Here is an 11,745-nt window from a genome sequence, read left to right as displayed (position 1 = left end):
AATCATGAAACATAAAATAGTTATTACATATTTGATCCTGATTTTTGGACTATTTACAGGTTGTAAGAAATTCCTGGATCTTCCCGCAAAAAATCAACGCGCTGTAATTACGGTTACAGATGTAAAATCCCTTCTGGCTTCCCAATTACGTGGAGTTATTACCCCAAAAATTAAACCCTTATATGGTCAGATAATCCCAGCATGTCCAACGCCTGCAACAGTAATGTTTGGAGCTTATTCAGATGATATCGACTTTGAAAATGCACTTCCGACATATTTAGGTTTAACATCTACTAATCTAATCAAAACTACGGAAAGCAGCTATGCCGATATACTATTATGGAACCAGCAAGCTACTTCAACGATGCTTTGGTCGCACCATTATGACATTGTTGGCTTTTTAAACAGTTTAATAGATCAACTTGGCACCATAAAAGATGTAAGTAATACAGATCAGGATCAATTACTTGGCGAAATGTATACCAACCGCGCCTACTCTTTGTTTAAGCTGTTACAATATTACGGCATATACAATAACGCAGATATGGGAATTCCAATTTATTTGCATACTGGAGAAGGTGTATTGGGTATCAAACCAAAGCGTGAAACCCATGTCAATTCATATAAAATAATCTTAGAAGACCTAAATAAAGCATTAGAAATGGTGAACCGCACCAGTCCGGCTGTCGGATTTAACGCTTTGTACAATAAACGCTTTATCAATCATTTACTGGCTCAGGTATATTGGTATAAGGCTGAATCTCCAGCTAAAGAAGCTAGTGATTATGCGAATGTTAAAACATATAGCCTTGCAGCATTGGAAGCAGTAGATGCATTAATTCCTACTACAGCGGCGGCGCGCATCAATGCCTATGGCGGAAAAGACCCAAATTATCCTGTCATCGTTCAGCAGAACAGTTTTTCGAATGCTGATGTACTAAGTCTTTATGGAAGTGGCTATCAATATATAGGCTTTGGCCCAATGAACATCCCATTAAATGCAGACTTTGCCGCTTTATTTACCAGCACGGATATTCGGGTAGCAAATTATTTTAGCGCGGCTGGAGCCGCCGGAAAGACCTTAAGTGCGGTCTGGCCTTCTGACGGTACAACAAGTGGAAGTGATAAATCAGGGCAAACGGTTATGTTTAAACCTGAAGAAGCTTATTTGATGTTGATGGAAGCGCAATACCGATTAGGTGCTGAGGGAGATGCGTTAATTACCTTAAATAAGTTCCGTGCTTTTAGAAATGCGGGAAATTTTACTGGCTTAAGTGGCGCAGCCTTATTAACAGAAATCATCAATGAAAGAAGAAGAGAGCTCTTTGGTGATACCGATAAACGTTGGTTGGATTTAAAGCGATATGCCAATAAAACCATAACAAGAAACATCAAATTTTTCAACAAACAATATAACATTACGGTTCCACCAAATGACTATCGTTATGCCCTACCGATCCCTTTGGTAGAAATACAGCAAAATAATAACATGGTTCCGAACCCAGGTTGGACATTAATTGAATACTAATTTTTATTTCAAATGACAACGAAGATGAATATTAAAAAATTTATTATAAGTGCAATCATAGGCACTGCAGCATGTTTTTCTGGCTGCAAACAGAGTGAATTTGATTATAAAATGGTAGAGGTTAGTGCTGAGGATGTAAGCGCTATAAACTTTTATACAGGCAGTGACATGCTAATCGCAGATGGTAAAGCTACCTTAAAATTTATTGTAGAAACCAATAAAACGATTAAGAATGCTGATGGCACTACAGCCAGTCAATTGTTTGATTATAGAAAGCTACCCGCTGGAACGGTTAAAATCTATGAGCAAACAAGCAACAAAGAAGTTGGATTTACCTATAATACTTCAACTGCAGTTGCAGGATCCAAACTCAAGTTCTATGCACAGGTGGGTAATATCAAATCGCCTGTAAAGGAAGTAACCATTAGAGCTACTCCCCCAGTTTTACCAACGTTATATGTTGATGTGATCTTCCATGTATGGGAATTAAACCCTACTAATGTAGCCTATGACCCTTCTTCTTTTCAACCTACAAATTATTCGGATATAGTGAATGGGGTGAAAATTATGAATGACATCATTAACAATAAAGTAGGTAATGCGCCAAATGGTGCTACTGCGAACATCGTGTTTAGATTGGCTACTAAAAATGTGGCCGGACAAACCTTGCAATACCCAGGTTATGACAGGATTGTTTACAGTGATGAGGTTAAAAACAATCCTTTGGTACTTGCAATTAATCCAGCTGATTTTACCGGTTTCATCAATAAAACGCCAGCTAACGTAGCTAAGTACATTTGGAATCCTAAATCATACTTAAATATCCATTTACTTCCATTTGGTTCTGGTACCTTTTTAGGGACATTGTCCCCACCAAAACAGTTAGCTCCAGGTTTAGGCGAAGTATCAATCCCTGGGATTACGGGTATTGCAGCAAATGAGGACGATTTTGTAACGACTACGCAGGCGCAATCAACAACAGTTTTAATGCCATACACAGTATTTAGACCTGGTTTTGAACGTAGAATAGAAATTTTTAATATTATAGGAATCTTTTACGGTTTATATTCACCCGCATTTACGACCGCCCGCCTTTACTCAGATTTCTGTCAAGACACTCCCGAATACAACTCTACTAATCAAGATATTACAACTACCATTCAAACAGCAATAAATGGGGAAAAGTTTTTTCTTGAGAATGCAATGGACGATAACCGCAATCCAAGTAGTCACAATTCCCTCACACTCGATCAGGTGAATAGAATGCGATCAGTATTATTAAGATGTCCTGGACGGATGAATTCTAAAACACAATAATTATGAAAAACGGACTATTGACATTAGCACTAAGCCTCGGTATGATAACCGGGGCAACTGCTCAAAACCGCGAGATATCTTTTAAAGAAGCCGACTGGAAAACTCAGCTGGCCACCGCAAAAAAGGAGAAAAAGATTATCTTTTTTGATGCTTACACCTCATGGTGCGGCCCGTGCAAAATGATGGCAAAAGATGTTTTTACCAAAGACAACGTAGCCGATCTGTTTAACCAAACTTTCCTGAATGTGAAGTACGATATGGAAAAAGGTGAAGGCCCAGCATTAAAAGACAAATACGGAGTAAGCGCTTACCCTACTTACCTGTTTGTTAATGGTGACGGAGAAGTGGTACACAAAATTGTAGGTAGTATGTCTGCTTCTGAATTTATGGAGGAAGCGAAAAAAGCTTTAAACCCAGAAAGCACTGCATTTGGACTGGCAAAGAAATTCAATGGTGGTGACCATTCTGAAGCTACCGCTGTAGCTTACATGGAAGCCTTGGAGAAAGCTTACGAATCGGATAAGATGGGTGCCGTGGCAAAAGTATATTTTGACGGATTGCCAAAAGCTTCTTTAATGGAAGATAAAAATTGGAATATAATCTTAAAATATCTGAACAACCCTGCAGCTCAATCCTTTGCTTATTTATATGTAAACAAAGCTGAACTGGAGAAAAAACATGGTGTAGAAAAAGTAAACATGTACTTCCAACGTACGATGAACATGTCTGTCTATTCAATTAAAAGAGCTTATGAGAAAAAAACTGATCTAAAGGAAGCCAGTGAAAAAGCTACGGCTATAAGGAAGTTGTTAAGCAATGGAACTGATTATTCAAAACCAATGCTTGCTCAGCTGGATCTTATTGAATTTGCAGCTGCAAACAAATGGGATAAGTTTATAGCAAATGTAGAGGCTATTCAAGCTGATGCTGATTTTAAAAACAAAATAAATTTTGTAATTGGTGCGGCCAATGATTTAGTAACCGCAGCTCCTGCACAATATTATAAACACGCCTTAAGCTGGGCAGATCAGATAGAGCGTAACAACCCAAATCTATTTGCCAGCATCCAATTGGCCGACCTGAGAAAAAGAACACTAAAAAAACAAGGTAAAACTGCTGAGGCGGAAGTAATGGCGACTAAAGCACAAGACCTGAGGAAAGAAGCTTCCCAAAAAGGACAGATGACGCCTCCAATGATGAAAGATTAAAAATTAACTTAAATACATAATACAAAACACCATGATTAAAAAAGGTTTAACACTGGCAATTGCCGCGTTGTTAATGGTAAGCAGTAGCTTTGCCCAAAAAGGAAAAACTGTAACTTTTACCGGGACAGTTAAGTTTCCGGATACAGAAAACAAATACCCTATCTACCTGGGTAAATATGAAGGAGAAGGTTTTAAAAGAGCTTTCAAAGCTATCGATAGTACTAAAGTTGATGCCAACAACAATTTCTCTTTTAAAGTACCTGCAGATAAACCGGACTTTTACCAGGTTCGCGTATATTATATGGATCGCATTGATTTCTGGGCAGATAAAGACAATATCCATGTGAATGTAAGGGGTATTGATACCGCTAAAATGAAGATCAAAAATCCTCCATACATCTATATGGAAAACACTTCAGCCGATAATGACCTGATCAATGATATGAACCTTGTCAACTACCTTAACTATCAGCAGATGATTGCTGTTGGTCAGGAGCAATACAGAGCAGGCCTTTCTAAAGACACACTTTGGATTAATTATATGAAGGATGGTTTCGACCGTATCAATAAAGAGGCAAATATCCGTACCAAATACATCATCAATAAATACAAAGACCAGCCTGCGGTTCTTTACGCTTTGAATAGTATAAGCTGGAAAAGAGATGGTGAATTGTTAATGTCAACATTAGATAACTTGACAAAGAAATACCCTTGGTTAACCCAAGCTAAACAAAAGAAACAGGAAATTCTTGACAACATGGCGCAAACTGCTAAAATTGCTGATGGTCAAAAAGCACCTGACTTTTCTTTCCCAGATATAAACGGTAAAAAAATGAGTCCTAAAGATTTTAAAGGCAAATACCTCATTATCGATTTCTGGGCATCATGGTGCGGTCCTTGTCGCCAGGAAATTCCTCACTTGAAAGAAGTTTACAAAAAATACAAAGATAAAGGTTTGGAGATTTTATCTGTATCAGTTGACGCAAAACCTGCTGACTGGAAAAAAGCAATGACTGAAGAGAGAATGACATGGCCACAGATCAATGCAGTAGAGTCTAAACCAGTAATGGCATCTTACCTATTCAGTGGTATCCCTTACCTTGTTGTTGTAGATAAAGAAGGAAAAATTGTAGAGAAAAATGTTCGTGGAGAGTCACTAGATAAAGCCATGAAAAAAATATTTGGAATGTAATTATGAAGAAGATCATATTATCATTATTGCTGCTAACGGGTTTATCGACCATCAAAGCTAATGCTCAAATGGCTGCAGCAACAAAAGTTAAATGGGACGTAGAAAAAGACGTGCTCATCGATATGGAAATGGATAATGTTTGGGATGTTTTTAATAACAATGAGCTGCTTAAAAAAGCATCAAATGGTTATGTAGCCGCTATAGAGGCTACAAATCCTAATATGCCCGTATCCAGAAAAATTGTCTTTTCAAATGGCGCTAGTCGTGAAGAAAATATCACTCAGAGTGAGGCACACAATAAATTGATTGCCATAAGTTTTTCTGACACCAGCTTACCTAAAGGAATTAAATCGGCAGAATATGCCATATTTATCAAAGCCAAGGAGAGCAAAACGGCTGTGATATGGAGAGCCAAAATCAATGGTAATGAACAAGCCAAAAAAGCTTTAATTGCACAATTAACGGCAGAATTCGACAGCTATGCTGTGGGCTTGGATAAGATGACAAAAAAGTCTATTCCTGCGGCTCGCATGAATTAATCCGCAATTTAATTAGGGGCTGATCATCCCCATCATATCCACAAAAGGGAAATCATAACGATTTCCCTTTTGTGTTTTCGAGCATTAAAAATCGAAAAGCATATCGTTCAAACTTAACGCGCTTTATCATGTTATATCCATCTAGCAATGTTACGCTGTAACCTAAAGATTGATATCATGAAGCCTGAAGCGATCCATAAGAAAAAAACAAAAAAGGTAGCCGTTATTGTGGCACATCCTGACGATGAAGTTTTATGGGCCGGCGGAACCTTACTAGCCCACCAAGAATGGCAGTGTTTTATCGCTTGTCTGTGCAGAAAATCTGATCCAGACAGGGCACCAAAATTCCACAAGGCCTTAACAGTTTTCGACTCAAAGGGGGCTATGGGCGATTTAGATGATGGCCCAAGACAAATTCCACAGGATAAACAAGAAATCACACGAGTACTGTTCGAACTACTCCCAAATATAAATTACGACCTGATCATCACTCATAATCCTACTGGCGAGTACACCAGACATTTGCGCCATGAAGAAATTGGAACGACGGTCTTGAGTCTATGGTATGAAGGTAAATTATCCAGCAAGGAAATCTGGGTATTTGCTTACGAAGATGGCAACAGAATGTATTTCCCAAGAGCTCTAAAAACAACCGGCCTTTATTTTGATCTGCCTAACTACCTCTGGAATTTAAAATACGAATTAGTAACAAATGTATATGGTTTTGAACAAGATAGCTGGGAGGCCCAATCGACGCCTAAAGCTGAGGCCTTTTGGAAATTGAGCCATAAAGAAGATGCCTTGAAATGGCTGGAAAGGGGCCAAACGTCATGAAAGTTCTTGTATTATATGATTATCCGCCAACTCCTGGTGGATTGGCTACACAAGGCGACCTGCTATACAAAGGTTTATTGGCAAATGGTGTAGATGCCCATGCTGCTCATGTAGATTCTATGCTAGAGAAAGAATGGTACTACAAATGGTTTAAACCTGATATTGTTGTCGGAACAGGCTACTGGGGGCATACTCCGCAACTTGTGCTCCATCCACATCAACATGGCATAAAAGGTGTCCCATGGCTTGTAGCTGATGGATATATTGCCAATTATCAGGATGTTTTAAATAAACTACCCCTGATTTTGGTTACCTCTAATTGGGTAAAAGAAATGTATGTTCGGGATGGTATTAAAGGAGAAAATATAGAAGTACTCCCTGTGGGCTGTGACACCGATAATTTTAAACCCTATCCTAAAAACCATCCAAAAGTACTGGCTGTGCGAGAAGCCTTAGGGATAGATCCTGAGCAGCTAATGATCCTAACTATTGGTGGAGACGCTGCCTCTAAAGGCGGAAGAGAAGTAATGGAAGCACTCGCCTCAATGGAATTCCCATTAGTAGATTGGAAATACGTTTGCAAGGTATGGCCGCAACCAAGAACGATCATTCAAAACCGCTTAGATATGGAGCTTGCCGAACAACTCGGAATCGGTAAAAATGTCTCCTTCCCTACTAGTATTATATCCAGAGATTTTGTGCCTTTTCTTTTAGGTGCTTGCGACATCTACGCAGCTCCCTCCCGTCTGGAAGGCTTTGGAATGCTTCAGGTTGAAGCCGGGTCATGTGCTAAACCCGTAATTGGGATTAATGCAATGGGCATGTTAGACACACTGGTAGATGGAGAAACAGCTTTTATGGCTGGCGTAAATCAAAAAATACTGGCTAATGAAGTCACCCTTGGGATAGAATCTGGTTTTGAAGAAACCAGACGGATAGTTTTTGATGAACCAAGGACAGTAGATTACCGTGCTAACGTGAATGACATTAGAGAGAGTCTGATCAAATTGATGACCCATCCAGGCCTGCGAAAACAAATGGGAGAAGCGGGCAGACAAAGAGTTTTAAGTCATTTCGATTACCGGATGGTTGCAAAACGCTTCATAGAAATCATAAATAAAAGACTAGACATATATTAATTCTTTTGATCATGAACGCAAAAAAATGGCAGGAAATAGAAAAGGCAAAAGACGCAGCTTTAGCAGTGCTGCTTCACAATTCAAAAGGACCATATCATGGTCTTCCACGAACAGCAGGCTGGGGATATCCCGAACCTTATACAAGGGACCTGATGCTATCTATATTTGGAATAGCGGTTTCGGACAATGCGCAATTAACGGCATCCATCAGAAAAACACTGGAAACATTATCGAAAAACCAGTCCTTAAGAGGCCATATTCCATCAATGGTACATGATCCTGAAAACCGTGGTGCAAGTGATACAACACCATTATTTTTACTGGCAGTAGGTATTTTCAGGAAATATACCGGAGAAAGAGATTTCCTGGAAGTCGAAGTTCAAAAGGCATTAACCTGGATGGAATACCAAAGTCCGAGTGATGATTATCTAATTGCACAGCAACCAACCAGCGACTGGCGTGATGAGCAATGGGTACTTGGTTTCGGCCTTTTTGTAAACGCAACAGCATTCGCTTATCTAAGCATGTTGGGCTATCACGAACGTGCACATAAACTAAAAATCGCTATGGAGCATTTTACCATTACCGAAGGGGTTAATCCACATCATCGTCACGAAGGGATGGTGGTAAAGCGTAAACCCTACTATGCATTATGGTCTTACAAAATATACAGCAGCGAAAGGTTCGATCTTTTAGGAAACAGTATAGCCATCTTGTCTGGTCTTACCTCAAGAACCAGAGCAGAACACATGGTCTCCTGGATAGAAGAACAATGTAGTCTAATGAGTGATATCGGCGATTTAGCCCTTCCCCTCTCCCCTAATTTCTTTCCCTTTATTTTGCCTGGTGATGCGGACTGGATTTCACGTTATGAAATATATAACAATCCTGGAGACTATCACAATGGTGGGATATGGCCTTTCATTTCTGGACTCCACATTGCAGCTTTGGTAGCGGCCGGCAAGCATCATCTGGCAAAAGAGAAGCTTTTCGTGCTTACTGACCTGATCAAAAAATCCAATAACAAAGAATTGGAATATGGCTTTAATGAATGGTATAAAGCCCAAACCGGAGAGCCAATGGGACAAGACTGGCAAACCTGGTCCGCAGCACTTTACTTATATGCGGCTAAATGTGTAGAAGAAAATACCACTCCATTTTTTATCTACTGATTTAGCCTATCTCTATCGCGGTATCTTTTTTAAGTTCTTTGAGTACAAAATTGCTACTCAGGTTAGAGATATTCGCAATAGATGATATTTGCTCAATTACGAACGTATGGTATGTGTTCACATCTTCGACAGCTATTTTTAGGATGTAATCACTACTTCCGGCAATACACATCACTTCTAACACCTCTTTAAATTTAATGATAGACTGCTCAAATTCCTTTAAAGCAGCAATTGATTGTTCTTTAAGCGTAACGGTACAAATTACCATCAAATGCTTGCCTAGCTTCTCCCGGTTTACCAAGGCAACATACTTATCTATAAAGCCCTCATTTTCTAGTTTTTTAATACGCTCATAGGTTGGCGATTGGCTCAATCCTATCCTTGCTGCAATCTCTTTTACATGCAGGGAGGAATCTCTTTGCAGGAGATTTAAGATTTTAGTGTCCATCAGGTCTAATGCAGTGGCCATAGTATTTCCTTTAAATGAAGTTTTAAACGACAAAATAAGTTATTTGATCTGATAAAGCATCCATAAAAAGATATATTTCCTGATTTTTTCTTATCAATAGATAATTAATCTACAATTCATCAATTTTGCAATACCAAATCATAAAGAACAATGTTAAAAAAACCTGATAATGAAAGATTAATGGCCTATATGGAAAAGGCCAAAGAGCGTGCGGAATATTTTATAGGCTACCCTATAGCGCAGGATTTTGACTATTCTGAGCTTTACCCATTATTAAAGCTTCCTTTAAATAATGTTGGTGATCCTCAGGTAGAATCAACTTACGACCTAAACTCTAGATCTCTTGAGCAAGAAGTACTTAGTTTTTTTGCGGATCTATTTCATGCACCGGCCGACAATTGGTGGGGATATGTAACCAATGGTGGTTCGGAAGGAAACCTTTATGGTCTTTATGTAGCTAGAGAACTTTATCCAAACGGCATAGTTTACTATTCGGAGGCCACCCATTACAGTGTACAAAAAAACATTCAATTGCTAAATTGCCAGAGCATCGTGATCCGTAAACAGGAAAATGGTGAAATGGATTATGAGGATCTGCGTCAAATGGTGCAGATGAACCGCGATAAGCCTGTCATTATTTTAGCCAATATTGGTACTACGATGACTGAGGCAAAAGACGATTTAAGCCGTATCAAACAAACACTGGCCTCTTTAGCTGTAAAGAACCATTACATTCATTGTGATGCGGCACTAGCTGGAACTTACAGTGCTTTGTTAAATCTTGAACCTGGTTTTGATTTCGCACATGGTTGCGATAGTTTAGCGATCAGCGGACACAAGTTTATCGGCTCGCCTATACCTTGTGGTGTAGTTTTGGTGAAGAAAAATTATAAGGAACGTATTGGTAAAGCTATACCATATATCGGCACCGTAGATACCACAATTACTGGAAGCAGAAATGGCCATAGTCCAATTTTCATGTGGTATGCCATTAAAAAATTAGGTATCGAAGGTTTAAAACAACGTGCAATTGAAAGTCTGGAGACTGCGCAATATGTACTAAACCGATTCAGAGAAATGGGTGTTAATGCCTGGTGCAATCCATCTGCTTTAACGGTAGTATTCCCAGCGCCTTCGTTACCTTTAAAGGTAAAATGGCAGCTTGCTACCGAAGATGGTATGAGTCATGTGATCTGCATGCCTGGAATTAGCAGAGCGAAGTTTGATGAATTCTTCGCAGATTACGCATTATACCTATCAGCAGAAAAAGTACTCGTATAAATGCTTAACCGCCATTTCTGAGAGATTAGAGATGGTGGTTTCTTTATTCGCTTCGAATATTTTGAAAGTATTATTTTTGCAACACAAGAGATTTGGCCTGTAAATTGGTTAGCTTAAAACATGGTTAAAATATTAAAAGTATTAGCAATTCTGGCTGTTCTCGTATTTATTGGCTGGTTTGTGGCAACAAAATTCACCTTAAAAACTACAGTAGAAAGTAATCATCAGCTTTTAGTGGAGCGGGTAGAATCAATGGGAAAACTGGAATTGGTGAAATACCGCATCAGCGATGTGTTAGAGCATAAAAACAAAACTCCATTTTTGCCAGATGCAAGTGTATTGTTGATCATCAAAGCTGATGTTGTTGGTTGCATTGACCTGGCCAAGGTTAAAGCAGAACATATCCAAGTTTATGGTGATTCGGCTGTTTTAAAACTACCTCAGCCCGAGATTTGCTACATAAAGATAGACCATAAATCATCAAAGGTTTATGATACAAAAATGGCCTTTTTCAGAGAGGCTGACTTGGTTGATGAGGCCTATAAAAGTGCAGAAAAACAAATCGATGAGGAAGTTCGTAAGTCCGACATACTCCAACAAACCCGCGTAAATGCTTTAAATATTCTAAAGCCTATTCTAACCGGTTTGGGTTACAGCAAAATGAGCTTATCTTTTGAATAGTGTTATTTAGGGAGCTAACTATTTATCTTCCTTTACTCCCTCATTATCTTCTAACGCGCGATTGTAACCCTGGGTATATTTAATACTTCCCCAGGCTGTTAACATCAGCACAATATCCTCGTCTTTTAAGGGGCCAGAAACCTGACCTTGGCAGTACACTAAAAATTCGTTTTCTGTCATAATGGGTGCAATTTAATCAAAAACGCGTTAACCCCAGGGAGATAATCTATAACCAAGTTTTTAATTACGTCGAATTCGACGCAATTAAAATCATAAAGGATTAAATAAAATAGCTAAATTCTAACCAACGAAACCATCTAATGGTATAGACTTGCATCTATTAATTTTATATGACAATAATTATGCAAGCCAACCAAACTCATGA

The 11,745-nt window shown here is 38.9% G+C and carries 12 protein-coding genes; 10 read left to right on the top strand and 2 right to left on the bottom strand.

Translation table 11 applies throughout. The features are described 5' to 3' along the window. Positions 1 to 4: 4 nt before the first annotated feature. From BLS35_RS09670 to BLS35_RS09635, 8 genes are all read left to right on the top strand, one after another. The gene (locus BLS35_RS09670; RefSeq protein WP_090780279.1) at positions 5 to 1,528 is read left to right on the top strand and encodes a RagB/SusD family nutrient uptake outer membrane protein; all 1,524 of its coding nucleotides are present in this window, start codon (positions 5 to 7) and stop codon (positions 1,526 to 1,528) included. A 24-nt stretch (positions 1,529 to 1,552) separates the two neighbouring features. Next, positions 1,553 to 2,845 carry a M43 family zinc metalloprotease gene (locus tag BLS35_RS09665; RefSeq protein ID WP_165973271.1) on the top strand — a complete coding sequence of 431 codons (1,293 nt, stop codon included), beginning with the start codon at positions 1,553 to 1,555 and terminating at the stop codon, positions 2,843 to 2,845. A 2-nt stretch (positions 2,846 to 2,847) separates the two neighbouring features. Continuing rightward, complete coding sequence (locus BLS35_RS09660; protein ID WP_090780275.1) at positions 2,848 to 4,053, top strand: thioredoxin family protein; 1,206 nt, start codon at positions 2,848 to 2,850, stop codon at positions 4,051 to 4,053. Positions 4,054 to 4,084: 31 nt separating this feature from the next. Next, positions 4,085 to 5,245, top strand: a complete 1,161-nt coding sequence (locus tag BLS35_RS09655; protein ID WP_090780274.1) for a TlpA disulfide reductase family protein — start codon at positions 4,085 to 4,087, stop codon at positions 5,243 to 5,245. A gap of 2 nt (positions 5,246 to 5,247) precedes the next feature. Beyond that, a complete protein-coding gene (locus BLS35_RS09650; protein WP_090780271.1) occupies positions 5,248 to 5,784 on the top strand; it encodes an SRPBCC family protein in 537 nt (178 codons plus the stop codon). Positions 5,785 to 5,961: 177 nt separating this feature from the next. Next, positions 5,962 to 6,618: a PIG-L deacetylase family protein gene (locus BLS35_RS09645; protein ID WP_165973272.1), complete on the top strand. Its 657-nt coding sequence runs from the start codon at positions 5,962 to 5,964 to the stop codon at positions 6,616 to 6,618. After that, positions 6,615 to 7,757, top strand: a complete 1,143-nt coding sequence (locus BLS35_RS09640; RefSeq protein WP_090780269.1) for a glycosyltransferase family 4 protein — start codon at positions 6,615 to 6,617, stop codon at positions 7,755 to 7,757. The genes BLS35_RS09645 and BLS35_RS09640 overlap by 4 nt, the downstream gene beginning before the upstream one ends. An 11-nt stretch (positions 7,758 to 7,768) precedes the next feature. After that, a complete protein-coding gene (locus BLS35_RS09635; RefSeq protein ID WP_090780267.1) occupies positions 7,769 to 8,929 on the top strand; it encodes a glycoside hydrolase 100 family protein in 1,161 nt (386 codons plus the stop codon). Position 8,930: 1 nt separating this feature from the next. On the opposite strand, the gene BLS35_RS09630 is transcribed toward BLS35_RS09635, so the two are convergent. Further along, on the bottom strand, positions 8,931 to 9,398 hold the full coding sequence (locus tag BLS35_RS09630) for an Lrp/AsnC family transcriptional regulator (protein ID WP_090780265.1): 468 nt from the start codon (positions 9,396 to 9,398) through the stop codon (positions 8,931 to 8,933). A gap of 150 nt (positions 9,399 to 9,548) precedes the next feature. Here BLS35_RS09630 and BLS35_RS09625 point away from each other — a divergent pair, with 150 nt between their 5' ends. Together BLS35_RS09625 and BLS35_RS09620 are read left to right on the top strand one after the other, a co-directional pair. Further along, positions 9,549 to 10,679 carry a histidine decarboxylase gene (locus tag BLS35_RS09625; protein WP_090780263.1) on the top strand — a complete coding sequence of 377 codons (1,131 nt, stop codon included), beginning with the start codon at positions 9,549 to 9,551 and terminating at the stop codon, positions 10,677 to 10,679. Between the two features lie 120 nt (positions 10,680 to 10,799). After that, positions 10,800 to 11,360 (top strand): DUF4230 domain-containing protein, encoded by a 561-nt coding sequence (locus BLS35_RS09620; RefSeq protein ID WP_090780260.1) that lies wholly within the window; start codon positions 10,800 to 10,802, stop codon positions 11,358 to 11,360. An 18-nt stretch (positions 11,361 to 11,378) separates the two neighbouring features. Here BLS35_RS09620 and BLS35_RS27720 read toward each other — a convergent pair whose 3' ends face one another. Then, entirely contained in the window at positions 11,379 to 11,540 is a 162-nt protein-coding gene (locus BLS35_RS27720) for a hypothetical protein (protein ID WP_165973273.1), read from the bottom strand. Positions 11,541 to 11,745: the final 205 nt, after the last annotated feature.

This window comes from Pedobacter sp. ok626, from assembly GCF_900100435.1.
Taxonomy (GTDB): Bacteria; Bacteroidota; Bacteroidia; order Sphingobacteriales; family Sphingobacteriaceae; genus Pedobacter.
The sequence above is the reverse complement of the archived record's forward strand: the minus strand, read 5'-3'. Positions and strand labels throughout refer to the sequence as shown.